Annotated in this window: 21 protein-coding genes and 2 tRNA genes; 16 read left to right on the top strand and 7 right to left on the bottom strand. The window is 43.9% G+C overall.

Going from position 1 to position 24,630, the window contains the following annotated elements:
- Nucleotides 1-9: 9 nt before the first annotated feature.
- A complete protein-coding gene (glnK, locus tag JCM16456_RS12870; RefSeq protein WP_068714955.1) occupies nt 10-348 on the top strand; it encodes a P-II family nitrogen regulator in 339 nt (112 codons plus the stop codon).
- Nucleotides 349-376: 28 nt separating this feature from the next.
- On the top strand, nt 377-1,606 hold the full coding sequence (locus JCM16456_RS12865; RefSeq protein WP_068714953.1) for an ammonium transporter: 1,230 nt from the start codon (nt 377-379) through the stop codon (nt 1,604-1,606).
- A gap of 118 nt (nt 1,607-1,724) precedes the next feature.
- Here the strand turns inward: JCM16456_RS12865 and rsmC are convergent, their stop codons facing one another.
- From rsmC to hemL, 3 genes are all read right to left on the bottom strand, one after another.
- The gene (gene rsmC, locus JCM16456_RS12860; protein WP_068714951.1) at nt 1,725-2,753 is read right to left on the bottom strand and encodes a 16S rRNA (guanine(1207)-N(2))-methyltransferase RsmC; all 1,029 of its coding nucleotides are present in this window, start codon (nt 2,751-2,753) and stop codon (nt 1,725-1,727) included.
- Nucleotides 2,754-2,853: 100 nt separating this feature from the next.
- Nucleotides 2,854-3,942 (bottom strand): AI-2E family transporter, encoded by a 1,089-nt coding sequence (locus tag JCM16456_RS12855; protein WP_068714949.1) that lies wholly within the window; start codon nt 3,940-3,942, stop codon nt 2,854-2,856.
- Nucleotides 3,943-4,228: 286 nt separating this feature from the next.
- A complete protein-coding gene (gene hemL / locus JCM16456_RS12850; protein WP_068714947.1) occupies nt 4,229-5,521 on the bottom strand; it encodes a glutamate-1-semialdehyde 2,1-aminomutase in 1,293 nt (430 codons plus the stop codon).
- A gap of 352 nt (nt 5,522-5,873) precedes the next feature.
- Between hemL and erpA the strand changes: the two genes are divergently transcribed.
- On the top strand, nt 5,874-6,215 hold the full coding sequence (gene erpA, locus JCM16456_RS12845) for an iron-sulfur cluster insertion protein ErpA (protein WP_068714944.1): 342 nt from the start codon (nt 5,874-5,876) through the stop codon (nt 6,213-6,215).
- A 64-nt stretch (nt 6,216-6,279) separates the two neighbouring features.
- On the opposite strand, the gene JCM16456_RS12840 is transcribed toward erpA, so the two are convergent.
- Nucleotides 6,280-7,572 (bottom strand): peptidoglycan DD-metalloendopeptidase family protein, encoded by a 1,293-nt coding sequence (locus JCM16456_RS12840; protein WP_068714942.1) that lies wholly within the window; start codon nt 7,570-7,572, stop codon nt 6,280-6,282.
- 128 nt (nt 7,573-7,700) lie between these two features.
- On the opposite strand from JCM16456_RS12840, the gene tyrS reads away from it, so the two are divergent.
- Together tyrS and JCM16456_RS12830 are read left to right on the top strand one after the other, a co-directional pair.
- Nucleotides 7,701-8,888: a tyrosine--tRNA ligase gene (gene tyrS, locus JCM16456_RS12835; protein ID WP_068714941.1), complete on the top strand. Its 1,188-nt coding sequence runs from the start codon at nt 7,701-7,703 to the stop codon at nt 8,886-8,888.
- Nucleotides 8,889-9,225: 337 nt separating this feature from the next.
- Entirely contained in the window at nt 9,226-9,690 is a 465-nt protein-coding gene (locus tag JCM16456_RS12830) for a hypothetical protein (protein ID WP_156430529.1), read from the top strand.
- An 83-nt stretch (nt 9,691-9,773) separates the two neighbouring features.
- Here the strand turns inward: JCM16456_RS12830 and dacB are convergent, their stop codons facing one another.
- Together dacB and JCM16456_RS12820 are read right to left on the bottom strand one after the other, a co-directional pair.
- The gene (dacB, locus tag JCM16456_RS12825) at nt 9,774-11,183 is read right to left on the bottom strand and encodes a serine-type D-Ala-D-Ala carboxypeptidase (RefSeq protein ID WP_068714937.1); all 1,410 of its coding nucleotides are present in this window, start codon (nt 11,181-11,183) and stop codon (nt 9,774-9,776) included.
- Between the two features lie 103 nt (nt 11,184-11,286).
- Nucleotides 11,287-12,297 (bottom strand): porin, encoded by a 1,011-nt coding sequence (locus JCM16456_RS12820; RefSeq protein WP_068714935.1) that lies wholly within the window; start codon nt 12,295-12,297, stop codon nt 11,287-11,289.
- Nucleotides 12,298-12,846: 549 nt separating this feature from the next.
- Here JCM16456_RS12820 and greA point away from each other — a divergent pair.
- A complete protein-coding gene (greA, locus tag JCM16456_RS12815) occupies nt 12,847-13,320 on the top strand; it encodes a transcription elongation factor GreA (protein WP_068714933.1) in 474 nt (157 codons plus the stop codon).
- A gap of 60 nt (nt 13,321-13,380) precedes the next feature.
- Here greA and yhbY read toward each other — a convergent pair whose 3' ends face one another.
- A complete protein-coding gene (yhbY, locus tag JCM16456_RS12810; RefSeq protein ID WP_068716078.1) occupies nt 13,381-13,677 on the bottom strand; it encodes a ribosome assembly RNA-binding protein YhbY in 297 nt (98 codons plus the stop codon).
- A gap of 119 nt (nt 13,678-13,796) precedes the next feature.
- On the opposite strand from yhbY, the gene rlmE reads away from it, so the two are divergent.
- The 10 genes from rlmE to infB all read left to right on the top strand — a co-directional run bounded on the left by rlmE (nt 13,797) and on the right by infB (nt 24,575).
- Nucleotides 13,797-14,426, top strand: coding sequence for a 23S rRNA (uridine(2552)-2'-O)-methyltransferase RlmE (gene rlmE / locus JCM16456_RS12805; protein WP_068714931.1), 630 nt, complete (start codon nt 13,797-13,799; stop codon nt 14,424-14,426).
- 98 nt (nt 14,427-14,524) lie between these two features.
- Nucleotides 14,525-16,510 carry an ATP-dependent zinc metalloprotease FtsH gene (ftsH, locus tag JCM16456_RS12800; RefSeq protein WP_068714929.1) on the top strand — a complete coding sequence of 662 codons (1,986 nt, stop codon included), beginning with the start codon at nt 14,525-14,527 and terminating at the stop codon, nt 16,508-16,510.
- A gap of 75 nt (nt 16,511-16,585) precedes the next feature.
- Nucleotides 16,586-17,419, top strand: coding sequence for a dihydropteroate synthase (gene folP / locus JCM16456_RS12795; protein ID WP_068714927.1), 834 nt, complete (start codon nt 16,586-16,588; stop codon nt 17,417-17,419).
- An 18-nt stretch (nt 17,420-17,437) separates the two neighbouring features.
- On the top strand, nt 17,438-18,778 hold the full coding sequence (gene glmM, locus JCM16456_RS12790) for a phosphoglucosamine mutase (RefSeq protein WP_068714925.1): 1,341 nt from the start codon (nt 17,438-17,440) through the stop codon (nt 18,776-18,778).
- A gap of 298 nt (nt 18,779-19,076) precedes the next feature.
- Nucleotides 19,077-19,436 carry a preprotein translocase subunit SecG gene (secG, locus tag JCM16456_RS12785; RefSeq protein WP_068714923.1) on the top strand — a complete coding sequence of 120 codons (360 nt, stop codon included), beginning with the start codon at nt 19,077-19,079 and terminating at the stop codon, nt 19,434-19,436.
- A 30-nt stretch (nt 19,437-19,466) separates the two neighbouring features.
- Nucleotides 19,467-19,549, top strand: a tRNA-Leu gene (locus JCM16456_RS12780).
- A 54-nt stretch (nt 19,550-19,603) separates the two neighbouring features.
- Nucleotides 19,604-19,680 (top strand) — tRNA-Met (locus tag JCM16456_RS12775).
- 204 nt (nt 19,681-19,884) lie between these two features.
- Nucleotides 19,885-20,340 (top strand): ribosome maturation factor RimP, encoded by a 456-nt coding sequence (gene rimP / locus JCM16456_RS12770; protein WP_068714921.1) that lies wholly within the window; start codon nt 19,885-19,887, stop codon nt 20,338-20,340.
- Between the two features lie 18 nt (nt 20,341-20,358).
- Nucleotides 20,359-21,846 carry a transcription termination factor NusA gene (gene nusA / locus JCM16456_RS12765; RefSeq protein ID WP_068714919.1) on the top strand — a complete coding sequence of 496 codons (1,488 nt, stop codon included), beginning with the start codon at nt 20,359-20,361 and terminating at the stop codon, nt 21,844-21,846.
- 23 nt (nt 21,847-21,869) lie between these two features.
- Nucleotides 21,870-24,575 (top strand): translation initiation factor IF-2, encoded by a 2,706-nt coding sequence (gene infB, locus JCM16456_RS12760; protein WP_068714917.1) that lies wholly within the window; start codon nt 21,870-21,872, stop codon nt 24,573-24,575.
- Nucleotides 24,576-24,630 lie beyond the last annotated feature (55 nt).

Here is a 24,630-nt window from a genome sequence, read left to right as displayed (position 1 = left end):
GAGGACGCGATGAAACTGATTAATGCAATCATCAAACCATTTAAATTGGACGATGTACGCGAAGCGCTAGCTGATGTGGGCATCGAAGGTATGACGGTATCTGAAGTAAAAGGCTTTGGTCGCCAAAAAGGTCATACAGAACTTTACCGCGGTGCGGAGTACCAAGTGGACTTCTTACCTAAGGTAAAAATTGAAATCGCCACACAGGCAGAAAACGTTGATCGTGTTGTTGAAGCGGTCATCAAAGCTGCTCACACCGGCAAAATCGGTGATGGCAAAATATTTGTTTATGATTTGAGCCATGCTGTTCGTATTCGCACCGGCGAGACGGACACGGAAGCCCTTTAATCAATTTTTCTAGGACGGAGAAGCTTATATGGAACTGTCAGTTACCGTAACTGAGTTACGCTATGCACTGGATACTTTCTTTTTCTTAATTTCCGGCGCACTGGTTATGTGGATGGCAGCAGGTTTTGCGATGCTTGAAGCGGGTTTAGTGCGTTCGAAAAACACCACGGAGATTCTGACGAAAAACTTTGTGTTGTACGCCATTGCGTGCACCATGTACCTTATTGTGGGTTACAACATCATGTATGTTGATAACACTAGTGGTGGTTGGCTACCTTCTTTTGGTTCCTTAATTGGTGGACAAGCTGAAGGCGCTGAACATTCACTTGAATCTGACTTTTTCTTCCAAGTTGTATTCGTAGCTACATCAATGTCAGTGGTTTCAGGTGCTGTTGCTGAGCGTATGAAACTGTGGTCATTCCTCATTTTCTCCGTCATTTTGACTGGTTTCATCTACCCGATGGAAGGTTTTTGGACATGGGGTGGCGGTTTCTTAGCAGAAGCTGGTTTCAGTGATTTCGCTGGTTCAGGCATTGTACATATGGCTGGTGCGGCTGCCGCTCTCGCAGGTGTGTTGTTGCTAGGTGCTCGTAAAGGCAAATATGGTAAGAACGGTGAAGTTTACCCAATCCCTGGGTCAAACATGCCTCTTGCAACATTAGGTACCTTTATTCTTTGGTTCGGTTGGTTTGGCTTTAACGGCGGTTCTCAACTGGCTTTATCAAACTTTGAGAACGCAACCGCTGTAGGTCAAATCTTCCTGAACACGAACGCAGCTGCAGCAGCTGGTGCTATTGCTGCAATGCTTGTGTGTAAAACCACATGGGGTAAAGCTGACTTAACTATGATTCTTAACGGTGCTTTAGCTGGGTTGGTTGCAATTACTGCAGATCCACTTTCACCATCACCAATGATGTCTGTTGCTGTCGGTGCTGTGGCTGGTGTGATTGTTGTATTCTCTATCATCATGCTAGATAAACTGAAAATCGATGATCCAGTGGGTGCTATCTCTGTTCACGGCGTATGTGGTCTGTTTGGTTTATTGGCTGTGCCTGTAAGTAATGCAGAGGCTTCATTTGGTTCACAAATTCTAGGTGCCGTTGTTATCTTCGCTTGGGTATTTATTACTAGCTTGATTGTTTGGGCAATCCTAAAAGCGACCATGGGTATCCGTGTTTCTGAAGAAGAAGAGATGGAAGGTATGGATATGCACGATTGTGGTGTAGATGCTTACCCCGAGTTTGTTACTGTGAAGTAATGTTGCTCTGAAGTTACTTTTCTTTGAATTGATAAGTAAAAACCTGCCAGCTGGCAGGTTTTTTTATGTTTGATATTCAGATGAACATTGTGATTGAGCTTATCCAGTAAAGGGATAATTAGCGGTTTTTGCCCGCGTGATAAATGGTGAACTTTGACGTTTTAGCGGGTATTTCACAATGACCAAAGCTGCGGTCGATAATTGGGGGGTATTTTAAGAAGCTATTGGCAACTACAAACAATTCTCCATCTTGGGTTAATGCTTGCGGCGCTTGTGCTAACAAGGTCTCAGTCGCGCTATAGCTGGTATCTAATCCGGAGTGAAAAGGTGGATTTGTCACCAAAAAACGATATTGTTCGCTGATATCAGAAAAAACATCTGAAGCAAAAACATGGCCGGTAAGACCGTTCGCTTTTAATGTTTCTTGTGACGAGCGGATAGCGAGCGCGCTAATATCGCACATCGACAACTTAATGTTAGGATTGAGACTTGCCATGACAGAACCAATTACGCCAGCGCCACAGCCAAAATCCAATACCTTGCCATGTAATGTTGGCAGGGTATCCAACAGCAATCGACTGCCAATATCAAATTCCCCATGACTAAATACGCCAGGTAAGCTGCGAATCGTTAATTCACGCTCTTGGTAAGTGACCTGATATGACTTAAACCATTGTTCAAGCTTGAAGGGTTGTGGTTGGTTTGTGCATTGTCCCCAATAAAAAGAACAGCGACGAGCCGAATCGTATTTGTTGATTGGGCCATAAGGCGCAAACATTTTCTCAATGCTTTTGACCCCTGAGCGATTTTCGCCAATAACGACAATCTCGGTTCCTTGGCCCAACTTAGCCAATAGCATGTTCAGCAGGTAGTCTGCTTCTTGCTTCGCTTTTGGCCAGTAAAGCAAGATCATATCCGCAGATGTCTCAGCGGTTAGTTCAGCATCGAAGTAACAACGAATATGGGATTTGTTTTGCCACTGGCGATAATAACCATAGTGAGTGGTAAAGATCTCAACCGATTCACAGTGTTTGGCCAATTCAAGAGGGAAAAGATCTTCTGCTTCTCCTGCGATGAGAACGCGTTTTCCTGCAAAGTATTCCAGTTGACGCTCGGCAATTTGGCTTGGGGCTGTGAATGTTGACATGGTTATTCCGAATCAGTTGTGAGGCGCGAGATTCTCGCACAAAGCGAAGCAAGCTTGAAGTGTTTGGCAAGAGAAAGGGGAGCAAAACGCTCCCTTATCGTTAGTTTTTGTCTTGCCAATTAAGAAAGGAATGAAATTCTTCTTCGTACATTTTAAATAGCACCACCGTGATGGCAAAGATCAGTGGGCCATAGATCAATCCAATCAGACCAAACAGTTGGATCCCGCCTAGAAGTGAAAAAAAGATCATCAGCGTATTCATTCCTGCGCTACCTTGCATCAAGAACGGACGCAAAATATTGTCAATTGAACCTACCACGGCAATACTCCAAATGCCGAGGAAAATCGCCCAGTTAATGTCACCACTTGCCAATAAATAAAGGGTGGCTGGTAACCAAATAAGCGCGGTTCCGACGACTGGAATAAACGAAGTAAAGCCCATCATGGTTCCCCAAAAAAGACCAGGGAAGCCAGCAATACCCATGCCTATTCCGCCTGCAATACCTTGAGCGATTGCGGTTAAAAAGGACCCCATCACCGCTGATTTTGAGACTTGTTCTATTTCGATGAGCAGTTTGTCTTCTTGACTGCGAGAGAGAGGAACAATATGCCTTAAGGTGTTAATCACTTTTTCGTGATCTCGAAGGAGAAAGAACAGCACAAATAACATGAGGAAAAAATCAACCACAAAGTTGGTTGCGTCACCAAGCACTTTGGCACTAATCCCAACCAGTTTGGTTCCAAATGAGGTAGAGAATTTCGCGATTTTATCGCCAATTTCTTGCGGATTGAGTGGGTTGAACGGTAAATAGTTGTTAGAAAAATCGACTGCTTTCACAACCAAGGGATGATTAAAGAAGGAATCAATCCCCCCATTAGTAACCCAGTGATAGAGGTTTTGCGAAAATTTCGAACCTTGTTGTACTATGGCGCCAAACACTATTGTTAATGGAATCACGACAATGACAGTCAATATTACACAAGAGAGCAGGGAGGCGTAATTCGGATGACTGGGCATTTTTTGACTAATCCAGCTGTGCACTGGAAACATCAATAGCGAAATAATAAACGCCATAACAATGGAGTTTACATAAGGTTCAATGAGTAAATAACAGGCCATTGCCGACACTAATAGAGCGATAATCAGCACCCAGTGACTTGAGCCTATTTTTTGCTTTTCAGCAGCCATATTTTTCCGTCTTTAGTTTTCTTTGTTGGATGAAAATGACAAGCGACAAGCTAGCCAAGGAAACTTCGGTATATAATGAGGTTTATTTCGCCACTAAGCAATAAAAGGGAAAAACTATGGGATGTTGTGACAACAAAAAATGCTGTGATGATAAAAAGACACAAAAGCGTCCCATTCCTTGGCTTGGTGTGGCTGTTGTGGTGTTGGTCTTGCTCGTTGTGGTTAACTGGCATTAAAACAAAAAAAGCTGCCTTAGGCAGCTTTTTAATCGTTTGGGGTAGTGCAATTATTCGCCGTTCACCATGCGGGCGAAGCTTCGGTCTGCTGCTTCTAATGTCGCATCAATTTCACTTGAGCGGTGAGCCAGTGAGATGAAGCCAGCTTCGAACGCAGAAGGGGCAAGATATACACCATGCTCTAGCATGTGATGGAAGAACTGTTTGAAACGTTCTGTATCGCACTTTGCTACGTCCTCATAGCAAGTAACGCTCTTTTGATCAGTAAAGAAGAAACCGAACATACCACCTACTTGGTGAACAAGTAGTGGAATATCGTGTTTTTTGGCCAGCGCTTTAAGGCCTTCGGCTAAGGTTTTCGCTTTACGATCTAGGCGTTTTTCGTTGCCTTCTTCTTTTAATAGGGTCAAACACGCGTAGCCCGCAGCCATCGCTACTGGGTTACCAGATAGTGTACCAGCTTGGTAAACAGGGCCTGTTGGCGCAATGTATTGCATTACCTCTTTACGCCCACCAAAAGCACCCACAGGCATACCACCACCAATAACTTTCCCTAGTGTTGTTAGGTCTGGTTTAATGTTGTAGTAAGCTTGTGCACCACCAAGAGCAACGCGGAAACCGGTCATCACTTCATCGAAAATCAGTAGAGCACCTTCTTGGTCGCAAATCTCACGGAGACCTTCATGGAAGCCTGAAACTGGCGGAATACAGTTCATGTTGCCTGCAACAGGTTCAACGATAATACACGCAATTTCACCTTTATTAGCAGCAAATAACTCACGAACGGAGTCCAAATCATTAAAGCGAGCCGTTAGGGTGTGCTTCGCAAAATCTGCCGGTACGCCAGGAGAACTAGGTTGACCAAGCGTCAGTGCGCCTGATCCTGCTTTTACTAAAAGACCATCGGAATGCCCATGGTAGCAACCTTCAAACTTAATGATCTTATCGCGACCAGTGTAGCCACGAGCTAAGCGGATAGCACTCATGGTCGCCTCTGTGCCTGAGTTCACCATGCGCACCTGTTCCATGGATGGAACAAGCTCACTAATCAGTTCAGCCATATCGATTTCAAGTGAAGTTGGTGCACCAAAGCTAAGGCCTTTCTGTGCGGTATCAATTACAGCTTCACGAATAGCTGCATGGTTGTGGCCAAGGATCATTGGGCCCCAAGAACCAACGTAGTCGATGTATGCTTTACCATCGGCATCAAAGATAAATGCGCCGTCTGCTCGGTCGATAAATAGTGGAGAACCACCAACACCGTTAAATGCACGAACAGGAGAGTTTACTCCGCCAGGAATTTTGCTCTGAGCTTTCTGGTAAAGATCGGCTGATTTGGTCATGGATATATCCTCTTCTGATTGTCTGGACCAATTTGCGGTGCATTGTACGCTTCTCTGCTTCGATGCGAAATGTTTTCCCCGAAAATCTCATATCTTCGCTTCATATACCAGAAAATAGAGTTAAAATATGTGTCAAATTGCATTTTTGGCTTTATCGTTCTGGAGCAGTAAATTCGCCGTACAGACACCGCTGCACTTAAACTGATTGTCAGTATATCTAAGTTAGTTTGGGCTAATACTTGAACGCACAACTCAGGTATTGGATAATAACGTTAAAGAATCATAATTCATCGCTGATTTGTTTTGATGACCAGGCAGATGCCAAGCGATGACACGAATGGGAGAGGTCGTCGTGAGCGAAATTAATGTACCATTATCCTTCTCTGAAGCCGCAGCAAAACGTGTAAAAATGCTGATCGCTGAAGAAGAAAATCCTGCTCTAAAATTGCGTGTGTACATCACTGGCGGTGGTTGCAGTGGTTTTCAATACGGATTTACCTTTGACGAAAACGTTAATGAAGGTGATATGACTATTGTGAATGAAGGGGTTACTTTAGTTGTGGATCCTATGAGCCTGCAATATTTGATTGGTGGTGTAGTGGATTACACTGAAGGACTTGAAGGCTCGCGCTTTTTTGTTGATAACCCAAATGCTAAGACAACCTGTGGTTGCGGCGCTTCATTCAGTGTGTAAGCGTTAATTGTATGGAAAAGCAGAGCCTAGTGACTCTGCTTTTTTTGTACCTTGAATCGGGCAATCACTGTTTGGCAAACAGTAATTCGCTGTATCGCTCTAATCTCTCTAAGCGAATTTTTGCGTTCGCGATGAATGTTTCGCGGGCTTTACCTGTCAAGGATTTTGACAAAGGTAGTTTCACTGTTCGTGGGTTCTTATGTACGCCATGGACCAAAAATTCGTAGTGTAAGTGAGGGCCGGTAACCCGACCTGTTCCGCCGAGTTTACCGATAACCTGTCCCTGTTTCACTCGTTCGCCTGTTTTTACATAGCGTCTTTGTAAATGAAGGTACTTCGTCACATAGGTGTTGCTGTGGCGGATAAAGACATAATTACCGTTAAATTGGTTGTAACCGGCTTTTTGTACCACACCATCACCTGCGGCCCAAATAGGTGTGCCGACGGGAGCAACATAATCGGTTCCTCGGTGCGGGCGAACTAGGCCTGTGACAGGATGTAGGCGTTTGGGATTAAAATTGGATGAAACACGGCGAAAGTCGACAGGTGAACGCAAGAAGGCTTTTTTCATAGCTCGTCCATTTTCATCGTAATAGTTGCCTGACGTATCATCCAAGATGGCTGAAAATGTTTTTCCTTGGTTGGTAAACGTAGCGGCAATAATGTCGCCTCTATCGGTTACTTCTCCTTCGACCACTTTTTCTTGGTACAAAATTTGGAAGTTATCGCCTGATCGAATATCCAAAGCAAAATCGATATCCCAACCAAAAATACCAGCTAACTGCATAATTTGATTGGCTGTTAATCCAGCCCCTGTTGCAGCATTCCAGAAGTTAGAGGTGATCGTGGCTTCGGCGTAATTGTATTGAAAATACACTTCCTTATTCTCAAACTTTGAGGTGTAACCATTGTCTGAACGAGTCACGACGAAGGTTTCATAAGAATTTATTTTGCGTCTTAGTTGAACCAATTGCTGATCTTCATTGAGGCCAAATAGAATTTCATCTCCAGGCCTCAGCCGCGTTAGTTGTTGTTCTATATCGCTATTGCTGGAGGTGAGAACATAAAGGTCCCGAGCTGAAAGGCCGACTTTTTTGAATAGCAAAGCACTACTTTCCCCGGATTGAACCGTCATTTTTTTCCACTGTAAAACGGTTGATGCGGGTAATGCTTCTTCTTTTATCAGTAAGTCATAGTTTAATTGCAGGGGATAGTGTTGCCCTAGTTTGAGGCGATTAGGGTCTTGCATCAAATCGTTGGGATGCGGAAGAAAAAACAGCGCAATAACGATCAACCCACTAAATAGGGCGATCAGCGCTTTATGTAACCATGGTAATCGAGCAAAAATCGTAAGCATATTCGCGGTGTTCAAGAATAATTGAATAAATTCACTACTAGTTAGTCTAACTGGTTTCAAAAATAGTCGCTATTCAAGTAATATGTCGAATTATTAAATTTTGCCAAATCTGTGGGAGTAAACAAAGAATGGCGAGTATTGAAGCCGCTTTAGCGGAAATCAAGCGTGGTGTTGAGGAGCTTATTCCGGAAGAAGAGCTCATTGCAAAACTGAAAGAGAATCGTCCGCTGCGCATTAAATTGGGTGCGGATCCAACAGCACCTGATATCCATCTTGGTCACACTGTGATTCTAAACAAGCTACGCGCGTTTCAAGAGCTTGGCCATCAAGTGACTTTCCTAATCGGTGATTTCACAGGTATGGTTGGTGATCCTACGGGTAAAAATACCACTCGTCCTCCTTTGACTCGTGAAGACGTACTGCGTAACGCTGAAACCTACAAGCAGCAAGTATTCAAAATCCTTGACCCAGAAAAAACGGAAATTCGTTTTAACTCTGAATGGCTTTCTGAACTGGGTGCAGAGGGCATGATTCGCCTTGCGGCTAATCAAACTGTTGCTCGTATGCTAGAGCGTGACGACTTTAAAAAGCGTTACTCAAATGGTCAACCTATTGCGATTCATGAATTCATGTACCCACTTCTTCAAGGTTACGACTCCGTAGCTCTTGAAAGTGATGTAGAACTAGGTGGTACAGACCAGAAGTTCAACTTACTTATGGGTCGTGAATTGCAAAAATCGAATGGGCAAAAACCACAAGTTGTCTTGATGATGCCATTGCTGGTTGGTTTAGACGGTGTGAAGAAAATGTCTAAATCAGCACACAACTACATTGGTGTGAGTGATGCTCCAAGTGACATGTTTGGTAAGATCATGTCGATCTCTGACGATCTGATGTGGAGTTACTATGAGTTGTTGTCATTCCGTCCATTGGAAGAAGTGGCGCAATTTAAAGAAGACGTGAAAAACGGTAAAAACCCACGTGACGTTAAGATCTTGCTAGCGAAAGAGATCATTGCACGCTTCCATACTGAAGCGGATGCGGATGCTGCAGAACAAGAATTCATTAACCGTTTCCAAAAAGGCGCAATGCCAGACGAAATGCCAGAATTCACTTTTGAAGCGGGGATCGCCATTGCTAACTTGCTAAAAGAGGCGGGATTGGTGAACTCGACTTCTGATGCTTTACGTATGATTCGTCAAGGCGCGGTGAAATTAGATGGTGAGAAGTTAGAAGACACTAAATTCGCGCCCGCTACTGGTGAAGCGGTTTACCAAGTTGGTAAGCGCAAATTTGCTCGCGTCACTGTAAAATAGTCGCTTTGCAGTGCATAAATGATGAAGAAAAAGCGCCTTAGGGCGCTTTTTTTCGTATCGATGGAGCCTTGATTGTCGCCAGCATAGAAATTTTTTGTTCTCACACAGACTGTATTTTTGATGATATTTTGTTACAATTCAGCCGCTATCGAAGGGATAGCACATTTGGAGACGACGATGAACAATACCGACCATCCCCCTAGTATGAAGGGAGAAAAATAACCTGCTAACGGTATTAGCTCATTAGACTTTACCTGCGCAGGTAAAGGTGTTTATCTCTACATATTCCTTTCTATTTTTCTCCTATCTTCTAGATAAATAACAACTTATTGATCATATGTACGCTGGCATAATGCTATATCAGTGCATCGTGTTCGTAGTTGCTATTGGTGGTCGTTACCTTAAGCCAATCGGGAGATTAGCCATGACGGTAATGAACAATCAATGCATGAACTATGCGGATTCTTTTTCAATTGATGAAATTGGAGCTGCAACAAATGCATTTTTGAAATACGAATCAGTGAAACAAGTACAATTGCTAGTGGTGATGTCTTCAGAAGAAGCGATTGCCATATTGAGTAACTGTACTATCAGGCATGTAAAACAACTTTTGAGTGACTTGAGCAGAGAAGGTCATGATCAACTGTCTGAACATTATTCTTATCAGTTGGGATTAGCGAGTTCTACTGTTGCTCAGGCCAAACATTCTTTACAACATGCTGTTTGTGAATACGCCAAACAGAAAGCCGGTTGGATTGTCTCGTTTGCACTGCTGGGAATCGCATCTGGATTTATATTGTGAAAACACATCGTGCCAATTAACGCCACGTTAAAGCAGTAATGAGAGACGTGGATAGACAGCGCCCTAGTTGCTCAAACATAGCATTAGGGCATGTGGGCCATGATCTGACGGTAAAATTGTTTTTCTAATTCAGTTATAGGGGAGCTTGCGGGCTCCTCTTCCGTTTCTGGTGGAAAGTAATCGGTGATGTACTGTGTAAATAGCATCTGTGGTTGACCGTTGGCATCCAGTAGGTAACCAATCATGTTGTGCGTGCCATAAAGTGAGCCACTTTTCCCAGCAATGACGCCCCTTATATCGTTTGCTAACATGCTTCTACGATAGCGCAGCGTTCCCGATTGTCCCGCTCGTGGTAAAAGGGCAATCAAGTTCAATTGTGAATCGTTTTGCCAAACATAGCGTAATACCTGTTGCATTGTGTCGGGGTGAATGCGGTTATTACGTGATAAACCAGACCCATCAAATAATTGAGCGCTTTCGAGGTTGATATTGGCGCGTTCAGCGAGCACTTCCTTAATTGCTTTGGTTCCATTTAGGTAGCTACCAGGTTGTTGATAGTGATGATGCCCGATTGCTTTAGTGAGAGTATCTGCAATCAAGTTATCCGATTTTTTGAGCATGATGCTCAATAGTTCGGGTAACGGTTCGGATTGATGTTGAGCCAATAGTTTTGCTTGGGCAGTGCTGTAGGCAGGAGAGCCTATCTGTATCGAGCCTTCTAACTGAATGCCTAATTGGTTCAATATCTTATACATCATTCTTTGGGTGTATAAACCGGTGTTTTGTACGGCGAATTTTAAAGGGAGCGGTGTGCTTCGTTGTGCCATACAACCTGATAAAACATAGTGATTATTGTCTGCGGCGGTAAGCTCTAATTCACAGTGTTGTGCTTTGATTGCTTCACTACTGATTGCTTTAGCTTGGTTCTTCACGTGGATAGGGTATTGCTCCGGGACGTAAAGTCTCGTTTGTCCGTTGTTTAAATCGGTGAGTGATGCTGGGGCACAATTGTGATCAAGATTGATGGCACTACTTGGCGCGCTATAACATACCCCCAGAGAGTCCCATGGCCAGCCGACGGCTTTTTCAAAACCTGCAAAAGCCGTATTGTCTAACCAGATATTACCGCGGATACGTCTTATGCCCTGAGAAGGAAGAACTTTCAATAATTGTTTGAGTTCATCAGTGGATAATGTTGGGTCGCCTGAAAATTTAACGATATAGTCGTTACCCTTGCGTAGCAAAGAGGTGGAAAAACGAAACTGATCCCCTAGCTCCAATTTAGCCGCTAGTGCGGTGACGAGTTTGAACGTGCTGGCTGGAGGGAAGTAGCCACCGTTGGCTTGCTCGAATTGTTGTGTGCTATCTGTGAGCGATTGAGCGAAGAAAGCATAGCGAGTATCTGGGGTAAGGCTAGGCAGTTCTGGGACAAAAGGTGTCGCAGCACTGAGTGATGTCCATAGCAAAGCAGACCATAAAATCAGATAACGCATAAATACTCTTTTTCTTCAATAACTAAAGGTTTGAGTAGTATAGCGGGATAAAAAAACGCCTGCTATAGAGCAGGCGTCGATATGCATTTAACTTTCTGTCAAATTAGAAAGTGTATAGCAGGCCAGCCATTGCTTGGTCTTGTGCATCAACGTTATCAGTTACGTCGTCGCCGTCAAGTAGGTTCCAACGGTAGCCTACATAACCAGTGAATGATGGAGTGAAGAAGTAGTTTGCTTCTACAGATAGAGTCTGTGCTGTATCACCTTCATCGTCCCAATCGCCATCGTTGTAAGTAGCGATCAGTTTAGTTTTGTCGATAGTGTAAGCTGCTGCTAGCTCGTAACCGTCGTAGTTGTCAACTGAGCTTGCATCGTAATCAATGTGAGTGTACAACGCTGCTAAGTACAAATCTTCGTAAGTAAATGAAGTAGTCAAGATAGTTTGATCATTGCTATTTTGGTCTGCATAACCAGCACCAATAACAACACCAGTGTCTCCGAAGCCGTAAGTTAGGGCTAGAGCGTAACCGTCTTGGTCGTTACCTACACGACTGTCGTTATCGCCAGAGTCGCCACCGTCAGCAAAACGGTAACCAGCGCTAACACCTAGAGTGTCAAACTGAGCATTGTATGCAACATAGTTATCAGTACGGTTTGCAAGAGAAATGTAGTAGTCAGAGTTAGTAGCAGCTGAGTTTACTGATGCTTCTTTACCCCAAGTAGACATAATATCGGTAAAGTTAGTTAGTTTAACTAATGCACCGTCTTGTTTACCGTAAGTGATTTCACCAGCGTCTGTACCGATACCAGCAAAGATGTAACGAGTATCTAGGTCAGTGTCTGAATCATCAGCTGCACCGTTGTCATTGTGGCTTGACCATTCAGTTTCAAATTTAGCCAAACCGTAAAGGCTTTCATTTACTTGTTGTTTACCAACAAAGTTAAAACGAGCACGAGTTAAGTCGTTTGCTTCGCCATCTTGAAGTTGAAGACGAGCTTCAACACGACCGCCTAGGGCAACAGAAGTGCCGTCTGCGTTATAAACTTCAGCTGCGTTTGCACCTGTTGCCACTGCTGCTGCTGCCACAGCAAGAGAGATGATGGTTTTTTTCATCTTGTTCAGTCCTAATATATTGTCCACAAAAACGTTGATTGAGACGTTAGATTCGTCCTACAAATACTCATGTCGATGTTTAGGGCGAGCACTTGTGATTCCTTAAGCCTTTGCCTAACGTCTCAACTTGAGCAATTCGTGAATCAATTTTCGTATGTGAGTTCCGGCTTCGTTAGTAAAATGATATAAAATCGAAAAATGAACACTGTTTTATTATAAAAGTAAAAATATCAAGATGTTGATTTTAAAGGTTTTATTTCATTTTTAACACGCTTTATAAGTGCTAGTGAAATATTATTTTTTTATATTTTTTCACTCGATTTTCATAATTTATCAGGATTTTTCTTGTGCTCTAGATCACATGGCGTCTAAGTGCTTACTCGACAGTGACTTAAGAACTGTTTTTAATAACGAAAGATGGATTTAGGATGATTTCGTTTTAAACTTTGTTTACACTAATCCCAATACGTTTCATAAACACTACCTAGCCCACAGGTGGGTTAGGTAGTTTTGTTTTGTCCAAAGTTAGCTTTGGCAAAGAGGTAAGATATGGAAAAAGTTCCAATGACTGTACGCGGTGAGAAAATCCTGCGTGAAGAACTTGAGAGACTTCTAAAACTTCGCCCGCAGATTAGCGCAGCAATTGCTGAAGCGCGTGAACTCGGTGATTTGAAGGAAAACGCTGAATACCATGCTGCTCGAGAAGAACAAGGTATCTGTGAAGCGCAAATTCGAGATATCGAGTATAAATTGTCGGTAGCTCAAGTGATTGATGTCACTAAAATGGAAAATAATGGTAAGGTCATTTTTGGTTCTACAGTTACGGTAGTTGATGTAGACACTGATGACGAAAAAACATACCAAATTGTTGGCGATAATGAAGCAGACATTAAGTCTGGTCGCATTTCTATTAGCTCTCCAATCGCTCGCGGCTTGGTTGGCAAGATGGAAGGTGACGAGGTTGTTATCTCCACTCCTGGCGGTGATAAAGTCTTCGAAATCGATCAAGTTCAGTATATTTAATCCTGAAAAAATGAAAAAGGTCGCATTGAGCGACCTTTTTTATTTTCGTTTCGATAATACTTAGTTACGCGGTAGTTCAATTTTGCGCTGTTCTGATTGACGATACAAAACAAGCACTTTACCGATGACTTGGACTTTTTCAGCTCCAGTCTCGCGTACAATAGCATCAACGATAAGCTGTTTGGTGTCGCGATCTTCTGATACCACTTTTACTTTAATGAGTTCGTGGAAATCAAGCGCGATTTCAATTTCGGCTAAAACAGCTTCGGTTAAACCGTTAGCGCCCATAAGCACTACTGGTTTCAGATTATGTGCTAGAGCTTTTAAATGCTGCTTTTGTTTGTTGCTTAGGTTCATTACGCGACCAAATTTATTTACTATTAGGGTTGAAAACCGACATTTTAACGCCATCTATCAACGAAGACTATATTTTCTACCATACTTTCTTTGATAGACGCTTTTTAGCTAGGAATTGAATGAGTAAACAGAAGCACTCAGCGAGCTCAGGCCGCTGGTTGAAAGAACATTTTGATGACAAGTACGTAAATGAGGCCAAGAAGAAAGGTTACCGTTCTCGTGCTATCTTCAAAATAGAAGAAATTCAGCAGAAAGATAAATTAATCAAACCAGGTATGACAGTCGTCGACCTTGGTGCTGCCCCTGGAGGGTGGTCTCAGTATGCGGCGGGTATTGTTGGTGATGATGGTCAAGTGATTGCTTGTGACATTTTACCGATGGACTCGATTGCTGGTGTTGCATTTTTGCAGGGTGATTTTCGTGAAGAGTCCGTTTTAGACGCACTATTAGCACGAATTCAGCCAGATATGGTCGATGTGGTTATGTCGGACATGGCACCGAATATGGCGGGAAATTTATCGGTCGATCAGCCAAGGGCTATGTACCTTGTTGAATTAGCGTTGGATATGTGTCGACAAGTTCTCGCTCCCGATGGTAGTTTTGTGGTTAAGGTCTTTCAGGGCGAAGGCTTTGATCAGTATGTTAAGGATGTCCGCGACATGTTTAAAGTGGTAAAAATCCGCAAGCCCGACTCTTCGAGGGCTCGTTCTCGAGAAGTGTACATTGTTGCCACTGGTTACAAAGGGTAACCATTAAATGGCATCGATGAAAATTAACACTATAGCTACGGTCTGAAAACTGTAGTACCCTACCTTTAATTACAACTAGTTATCGCGAGGCTGACACCTTGAGTGACATGGCAAAAAATTTAATTCTTTGGTTAGTAATTGCGGTCGTTTTAATGTCGGTGTTCCAGAGCTTCGGCCCTGGTGACAATAACGGAAGAACGATTGATTACACCACGTTTGTACAGGAAGTTGGCCAAGGCCAAATACAAGAAGCTCAGTTCAATAACAGTGAGATTACTTTTACTCGTCGCGGCGGCAGTACACGTTACGTTACCTATATGCCGGTCTACGACCAGAAGCTTTTGGATGACTTGATCAACCAAAACGTAAAAGTTCAAGGTACACCACCTGAAGAGCAAAGCTTGCTTGGCACTATCTTCATCTCATGGTTCCCGATGATTCTGTTGATTGGTGTTTGGATTTTCTTCATGCGTCAAATGCAAGGCGGTGGCGGTAAAGGGGCGATGTCCTTTGGCAAAAGCAAGGCCCGCATGATGAGTGAGGAACAGATCAAAACCACTTTTGCGGATGTTGCAGGTTGTGATGAAGCAAAAGAAGACGTGAAGGAACTGGTTGATTACTTACGTGATCCAAGTCGTTTCCAAAAACTCGGTGGTAAAATTCCAACGGGTGTTCTGATGGTAGGTCCTCCTGGTACTGGTAAAACATTGCTTGCTAAAGCGATTGCTGGTGAAGCGAAAGTACCATTCTTTACTATCTCAGGTTCAGATTTCGTAGAAATGTTCGTTGGTGTTGGTGCCTCTCGTGTACGTGACATGTTCGAACAAGCTAAAAAAGCTTCTCCATGTATCATCTTCATCGATGAAATCGATGCAGTTGGTCGTCAACGTGGTGCTGGTGTAGGCGGCGGTCACGATGAACGTGAACAAACGCTAAACCAAATGCTGGTTGAGATGGATGGTTTTGAAGGTAACGAAGGTATTATCGTTATCGCGGCAACCAACCGTCCAGACGTATTGGACCCTGCACTGCTTCGTCCTGGTCGTTTTGACCGTCAAGTTGTCGTTGGTCTTCCAGATGTTCGTGGTCGTGAGCAGATTCTTAAAGTTCACATGCGTAAAGTGCCGCTAGCCGGTGATGTTGAACCATCACTAATTGCTCGTGGTACACCAGGCTTCTCCGGTGCTGACTTAGCTAACTTGGTTAACGAAGCTGCACTGTTTGCTGCTCGTGGCAACAAGCGTAACGTCTCTATGGTTGAGTTTGAGCTAGCAAAAGACAAAATCATGATGGGTGCTGAACGCCGCTCAATGGTGATGTCAGAAGAAACCAAGGCGTCTACTGCCTATCACGAAGCTGGTCACGCGATTGTTGGTCGCTTAGTACCAGAACACGATCCAGTGTATAAAGTTTCTATCATTCCACGTGGTCGCGCGTTGGGTGTGACGATGTACTTACCTGAACAAGATCGTATTAGCATGTCCAAGCAAAACCTAGAATCGATGATTTCGAGTCTGTATGGTGGTCGTCTTGCTGAAGAGTTGATCTACGGCGTAGACAAAGTATCAACAGGGGCATCGAACGACATCGAACGTGCGACAGATATTGCTCGTAAGATGGTGACCCAGTGGGGTTTCTCAGATAAGTTAGGTCCAATGCTATATGCTGAAGACGAAGGTGAAGTATTCCTAGGTCGTAGCGTAACGCAAACCAAACATATGTCAGATGACACCGCCAAGCTTATTGATGATGAAGTTCGTAAACTTATCGATCGCAACTACGAGCGTGCTCGCCGTATCCTAGTCGAAAACATGGATATTATGCACGCAATGAAAGATGCGCTGATGAAATACGAAACCATTGATGCAGGTCAGATTGATGACTTAATGGCGCGTAAAGAAGTGATTCGAGAGCCTGCGGGTTGGGCTGACCATGTTGCTAATGCTTCAGCGAAAAATGAATCTGAATCGACTTCAGAAGCACCAAAAGCAGAAGCTCCTCAACCAGAAAAAACTCCGGAGGAAAGCAAACCTCAAGAGTCGGCTGAAAGTGACACTGATAAAAAAGATTCAAACGCAGAGTAAGTGATTTGAATAGTAAGATTGAAACCCCGATTATGTCGGGGTTTTTCTATATATAGGGAATATTTTCTACACACTATGAATATCCATACGCCACTGAAAACTTTAGAACTTAATCGTCCTCATGTAATGGGGATCTTGAATACCACGCCCGACTCATTTTCCGATGGTGGTAGTTTTACTGAATTAGACCTTGCGTTGAAGCGTGCTTTAGACATGATCGAAGTCGGTGTCACTATTATTGATATTGGTGGGGAATCAACTCGACCGGGGGCTCCAGAAGTGACTCTAGAAGAAGAGTTGCGCCGTGTTGTACCTATCGTGAAAGAGATTCGTAAACATAATCAAGAGGTGTGGATCTCTATCGATACCAGTAAAGCAGAAGTAATGAAGCAAGCAATTGAAGCTGGCGCTGATCTCATTAATGATATTCGTTCATTAACTGAACCGGGGGCTCTCGAGGTGGTCGCTCAAGCTAATGTCCCTGTTTGTATCATGCATATGAAAGGTCAACCGAAAACAATGCAGGTTAACCCTCAGTACGATGATCTTATTGCGGAAGTTCATCAGTTTTTGACTGATCGTATTGCCGCTTGTGAAAAGGCTGGTATCCTGCGGGACAATATTATTGTTGATCCTGGTTTTGGCTTTGGTAAGTCGGTCGAGGATAACTACAAACTATTGGCTAACTTGGAGTCATTTCACCAATATGGATTACCTATCCTAGCCGGGATGTCACGTAAATCGATGTTGTTTAAATTACTCGATAAAAAGCCAGCAGAATGTATGGTGGCCAGCGTAGCATGCGCAACGATCGCTGCCAGTAAAGGGGCTCAAATTATTCGAGTCCATGATTATCAAGAAACAATAGAAGCGATGAAAATCGTTCACATGACACGAAGTAATTTATAACGAGGTTAAAGGCTAGATATGTCTCAAGAAAGACGTTATTTCGGTACAGATGGTGTACGCGGTAAAGTAGGTGAATATCCTATTACTCCTGATTTTGTTCTTAAGCTAGGTTGGGCTGCTGGTCGAGTTTTGGCGAAACAGGGCACAAAAAAAGTCATCATCGGTAAAGACACTCGAATCTCTGGTTATATGTTGGAATCCGCGCTGGAAGCGGGTTTAGCGGCGGCGGGATTAAAAGCCATTTTTACCGGACCTATGCCAACACCTGCGATCGCTTATTTGACGCAAACCTTGCGTGCTGAAGCGGGGATTGTTATCTCAGCTTCTCATAACCCATATTACGATAACGGCATTAAGTTCTTCTCATCTGAAGGAACTAAATTGCCAGATAATGTTGAATTAGCTATTGAAGCAGAGCTCGACAAACCGATTGAATGCGTTGAGTCTTCCCAGCTCGGAAAAGCCTCTCGTTTAGTTGATGCCGCTGGTCGCTACATTGAATTTTGTAAGAGTACATTCCCGCACCGTTTAAGTTTGAATGGTTTAAAACTGGTTGTCGATTGTGCTCATGGTGCGACTTACCATATTGCGCCTAACGTATTTAAAGAGTTGGGTGCCGAAGTGATTGCGATGGGGGTTGAGCCTAATGGCGTGAACATTAACCACGAAGTCGGAGCTACCGATGTTCGTGCGCTACAAGAGCGCGTACTTGCAGAAAGTGCGGATTTAGGTTTAGCGTTTGATGGCGATGGCGACCGTCTTATCATGGTGGACGCTAAGGGCAATAAAGTCGATGGTGACCAACTGGCTTACATTATTGCGCGTGATGCACTACGTCGTGGCACATTAAAAGGTGGTGTTGTCGGGACATTGATGACGAATCTGGGGATGGAAAATGGCCTAAAACAACTCGGTATTCCTTTTGTTCGCGCAGCCGTTGGTGACCGTTATGTCATGGAAAAGCTGCTTGAAAAAGGTTGGAATATCGGTGCTGAAAACTCAGGCCATATTATCTTGTTGGACAGTGTGACAACGGGTGATGCGATAGTTTCCGCTTTACGTGTTCTGACTGCGATCGTCGATAGTGATATGCCATTAGATGAACTCTCTGAAGGTATGAAACTGTACCCTCAAGTACTGGAAAATGTCCGATTCAGTGGTGATAGCAATCCGTTAGAATCTCAGGATGTCCTTGCCGCAGTAGCTAAAGTAGAAAGTGAACTTGGGGATAAAGGTCGTGTTTTACTGCGTAAGTCCGGTACTGAGCCGCTAATCCGAGTAATGGTTGAAGGCGAAGATGCTGAACTAGTACAAAACTCAGCACTAGCTATTGCAAGTGTAGTGAAAGAAAGTTGCTAATTCACAAGCACTAAGCGCAGCACATACTCTGGTATAAATGACGCTTAGTGCTTGCTGTAACTGGGATTGTAATAATAAATTGTTGTTATGAATCCAGTGATTAGCTGGTTTAATGTCTTTTTTGCGTTTTTTTTAACCGTTTGGTTATCGGCGCATGTTTTTTTGTAAAATTCTCCTTGTCAGTTGGAATGGCTTTAGTTAGTATTAGCTCCGCCTTCTGAAGGGAGGTCGCTAGCCTTGTTCAAGTCGGATGATTAGAACGGCGCTGGCTCAACAATTTGGAACATAGGTGGATGTTATGTTTACAGCTCTACTTGTGATTTACCTGTTGGCAGCGGTTGGTATCATTGGCCTAGTGTTGATACAGCAAGGTAAAGGCGCAGATATGGGAGCCTCGTTCGGTGCTGGAGCTTCAAACACAGTGTTTGGTTCTGGTGGCTCAGGTAACTTCCTTACCCGAATGACAGCAATTTTTGCGATTATTTTCTTAGTTACTAGCTTAGTGTTAGGTAATCTATCTACAAACAAAACTGAATCTAAGTGGGTTGACCCAACACAAGGTCAAACAACATTAGAACAGCAAGCTAGTGATAATGCAGCTCCGGCTGCGAGTGAAGTTCCCGCTGAGAAATCAAGCAGCGACGAAATTCCTCAATAACTTATCTATTATAGATAAGTCAAGGTTTTAGCCGAGATGGTGAAATTGGTAGACACACTAGCATGAGGTGCTAGCGCTTCGGTGTGGGGGTTCGAGTCCCCCTCTCGGCACCATGTTTACAAACTTGTAAAACACAGAGTTATGCGTATAATGCATAACCAGTCGGACGCGGGGTGGAGCAGCTTGGTAGCTCGTCGGGCTCATAACCCGAAGGTCGTTGGTTCAAATCCGGCCCCCGCAACCAATCTTCTAGATTAAGATGCAAGTTTGGCAGTGCTAACCTCACTGCAATTGAGAAGTAATTCTCAATTTATCAGGGTCCAGCATCAAAAAACCCCGGCTTATCGGGGTTTTTTATTATCTGAATTTTTTAACTGAAAAGATTCAGATACTTGCTTGGAATTTAAATTGGGCTCTAGGCCCTTTTTTTGTTTCTGGAGTGGTTGAAATGACTGGTTTAGAGAGACAACTTACTGAATTGCTTGAAGCTCCAGTCGAGGCTTCAGGATACGAGTTAGTGGGTTTGGAATTTGTTCGTGCAGGACAGCATTCGACATTACGTATTTTTATTGACCATGCAAATGGCATCACAGTGGATGACTGTGCGGAAGTGAGTCATCAAGTCAGCGCTGTTCTGGATGTAGAAGATCCTATTTCTGTGGCTTACAGCCTAGAAGTGTCATCTCCTGGTCTAGAAAGGCCGCTATTTAAAGCAGCACACTATGAACAATTTATTGGTCATGAGGTGAGCGTTGTTCTTAAAATGGCTGTTGGTAACCGTCGTAAATGGAAAGGCGTCATTGACTCTGTTGATGGAGAAACCGTTGCGCTTACTGTTGATGGGCAACTAGAACATTTTGCGTTAAGCAATATTGCAAAAGCGAACCTGATCCCTAAATTTTAAGTCTTAGAGGCTATAAAAATGAGTAAAGAAATTTTAGCGGTTGTTGAGGCGGTTTCTAACGAGAAAGCAGTTCCTCGTGAGCGTATTTTTGAAGCGCTAGAAATCGCGTTGTCAACATCAACAAAGAAGAAGTACGAAATCGAAATTGACGTACGTGTTGCTATCGACCGCAAAACTGGTGAGTTTGAAACTTTCCGCCGCTGGTTAGTGGTTGAGAATGTAGAGAACCCAACAAAAGAGATCTCTCTTGAAGCAGCTCAATATGACGACGATTCAGTGGAGTTAGGTGATTACGTTGAAGATCAAATCGAATCTGTAACGTTTGACCGTATTACGACTCAAACTGCTAAGCAAGTAATCGTACAAAAAGTACGTGAAGCTGAACGTGCACAAATTGTTGAACAATTCATCGATAATGAAGGTGAATTGGTTACTGGCGTAGTTAAGAAAGTAAGCCGTGAAACCATTATTTTGGATCTTGGCAGCAACGCTGAAGCGGTCATTCTACGTGAAGACCAACTTCCTCGCGAAAACTTCCGCCCAGGAGACCGTGTTCGTGGTCTGCTTTACGCAGTAAGACCAGAAGCTCGTGGTTTCCAATTATTCATCACTCGTTCTAAGCCTGAAATGTTGGCAGAGCTATTCCGAGTTGAAGTGCCTGAAATTGGCGAAGAGCTAATTGAATTGAAAGGTGCCGCTCGTGATCCAGGTTCTCGCGCTAAGATTGCTGTGAAAACGAACGACAAACGTATCGATCCTGTTGGTGCGTGTGTTGGTATGCGTGGCGCTCGTGTTCAAGCCGTATCGGGTGAACTAGGTGGCGAACGTATTGATATCGTACTTTGGGACGATAACCCAGCACAATTTGTTATCAATGCAATGGCTCCTGCTGATGTCGCTTCTATCATTGTTGATGAAGACGCGCACTCAATGGATATCGCTGTTGAAGCGGATAACTTAGCACAGGCGATTGGCCGTAATGGTCAAAACGTTCGTCTAGCTTCTCAACTAACCGGTTGGGAACTGAATGTCATGACAGTGGCTGATTTGCAGAAAAAACATCAAGAAGAATCGATGGCTGCGATTGAAAACTTCATGAAATATCTAGATATTGAACAAGATTTCGCTGAAATGTTAGTGGAAGAAGGTTTCTCAACTCTAGAAGAAGTCGCGTACGTTCCTGTAAACGAACTTCTAGAAATTGAAGGTCTAGATGAAGATCTCGTTGAAGAGCTACGTAATCGTGCAAAACAAGCATTGACTACTATTGCTCTAGCACAAGAAGAATCACATGATGGCGCAGAGCCTGCTGAAGATCTATTGAGTCTTGCAGGTCTAGAGCGCGAGTTAGCCTTTAAATTGGCTGCCAAAGGTGTAGTAACTCTAGAAGACTTAGCTGACCAAGGCATAGACGATTTAGAAGGCATTGAAGGTCTAACCGAAGAGCGTGCCGGAGAGTTAATTATGGCTGCCCGTAACATCTGCTGGTTTGGTGAAGACGCATAATTTCGGCAAGGGGAGGAAGCGGCATGACACAACAAACAGTTAAAGCACTGAGTGACGAAATTGGTACGCCAGTTGACCGCTTATTAGAACAACTTGCTGAGGCAGGTATGCCTAAATCAAGCTCAGATAGCGTCACTGAAGGTGAAAAGCAGCAGTTGCTGAACTTCTTACGCACTGGGAATAGTGACGGAAATGGCAATGAACCAACCCGTCTGACACTGCAACGCAAGAAACGCAGCACATTAAGCGTTAATGCCGGTGGTGGCAAAAGCAAAGATATTCAGGTTGAAGTGCGCAAAAAACGTACGTATGTTAAGCGCAGTACCATTGAAGACGAGGCTAAACGTCAAGCGGAAGCTGAAGAAGCAGCACGACGTGAAGCTGAAGAGCAAGCGAAACGCGAAGCTGAAGAAGCAGCTAAACGTGAAGCCGAAGAACAGGCAAAACGTGAAGCTGAAGAAAAAGCTAAGCGTGAAGCAGAACTAAAAGCGAAACGTGACGCTGAAGAAAAAGCGAAACGTAGCGAACAAGACCAAGCGAAACGTGAGCGCTCCGCTGAAGAGAAAAGTCAGCAGGAAGCAGCGCGTAAAGAAGCCGAACAGTTAAAACTTCGTCAAGAAGAAGAAGCAAGACGCAAGGCAGAAGAAGAAAGCCAGCGTCTACTTGCTGAAACTCGTGAATTGGCTGAGAAAAACGCAGAGCGTTGGTCTGCTGAAGATGAGAAAAAGGGTAGTATGGAAGAACAAACAGATTACCACGTGACAACTTCACGTTATGCTCGTGAAGCTGAAGATGAGGCAGACCGTCGTGATGAAGGTGCCCGTCGTCATTCAACGAAAGCGAACAAGAGAAAAATGTCTTCTCGTGATGATCGTCAAGAACGTGACTCTCGCTCTCGCGGAAAACGTAAAGGTCGTATTAGCAAGCCAAGCTCAATGCAACATGGCTTCGATAAAACTGCAGTAGTTGCTAAATCTGATGTTGTGATCGGTGAAACTATCGTCGTGTCTGAGCTTGCTCAGAAAATGTCAGTAAAAGGTACTGAAGTCATCAAAGTGATGATGAAAATGGGCGCTATGGCGACCATTAACCAAGTTATCGACCAAGAAACTGCACAACTTGTTGCTGAAGAAATGGGTCACAAAGTGATTCTACGTAAAGAAAACGAGCTTGAAGAAGCTGTGCTTTCTGATCGTGATGAATCTGCGGATACTTCTCCACGTGCACCAGTTGTAACCATCATGGGTCACGTTGACCACGGTAAAACGTCAACACTTGACTACATTCGTCGTACACACGTTGCTTCTGGCGAGGCTGGCGGTATCACACAGCACATCGGTGCTTACCACGTGAAAACACCTAACGGTATGATCACGTTCTTGGATACTCCGGGACACGCGGCATTTACTGCAATGCGTGCTCGTGGTGCTCAAGCGACTGATATCGTTGTTCTTGTTGTTGCTGCGGACGATGGCGTAATGCCACAAACAATCGAAGCTGTTCAGCACGCGAAAGCGGCTGGCGTTCCTTTGATCGTTGCTGTGAACAAGATCGATAAAGAAGGTGCAAACCCAGATAACGTTAAGAACGAACTGGCTGCATACGATGTTATTCCTGAGGAATGGGGCGGTGAGAACATCTTCGTTCACATCTCTGCAAAACAAGGTACTAACATTGATCAACTTCTTGAGTCTATCCTTCTACAAGCAGAAGTTCTTGAACTGAATGCCGTTAAAGAAGGTATGGCATCTGGCGTGGTTATCGAATCTCGTCTAGACAAAGGTCGTGGCCCTGTAGCAACTGTTCTTGTTCAATCAGGTACGCTACACAAAGGCGATATTGTTCTTTGTGGTCAAGAGTACGGACGTGTTCGTGCAATGACTGATGAACGTGGTAACGACGTTGTTGAAGCTGGCCCATCAATCCCTGTAGAAATCCTAGGTCTATCTGGTGTTCCTGCTGCGGGTGATGAAGCGACTGTTGTACGTGATGAACGTAAAGCGCGTGAAGTAGCAAACTACCGTCAAGGTAAATTCCGTGACGTGAAACTTGCTCGCCAACAAAAAGCGAAACTAGAGAACATGTTCTCTAACATGGCTGCAGGCGACGTTGCTGAACTGAACATCGTATTGAAAGCGGACGTACAAGGTTCGGTTGAAGCGATTTCTGATTCACTACGTAAACTTTCTACTGATGAAGTGAAAGTGAACATCGTTGGTTCTGGTGTGGGCGGTATCACTGAAACAGACGCATCTCTTGCTGCTGCTTCTAACGCTATCATTGTTGGCTTTAACGTACGTGCAGATGCGTCTGCTCGCCGTGCCATCGAAGCTGAAAACCTAGACCTACGTTACTACTCAATCATTTACCAATTGATCGACGAAGTGAAACAAGCGATGAGCGGTATGCTTGCGCCTGAATTCAAACAAGAAATCATTGGTCTTGCTGAAGTACGTGATGTGTTCAAATCACCTAAACTTGGTGCGATTGCAGGTTGTATGGTTACTGAAGGTGTTATTAAACGTAATAACCCTATCCGTGTCCTACGTGAAAACGTTGTAATCTACGAAGGTGAACTAGAATCACTACGTCGCTTTAAAGATGACGTTAACGAAGTTAAGAACGGCTACGAATGTGGTATCGGCGTTAAGAACTATAATGATGTTCGCGTTGGTGACCAAATCGAAGTATTCGAAACTGTTGAAGTTAAGCGTTCAATCGACGACTAATCGACCATAATTGCACATAAAGGCAATGTATAGGTTGTTGAATACACCATGGGGG

The sequence above is a fragment of the Vibrio tritonius genome, from assembly GCF_001547935.1.
Classification (GTDB): Bacteria; Pseudomonadota; Gammaproteobacteria; order Enterobacterales; family Vibrionaceae; genus Vibrio; species Vibrio tritonius.
This window is presented reverse-complemented; position numbering and strand designations above follow the sequence as displayed.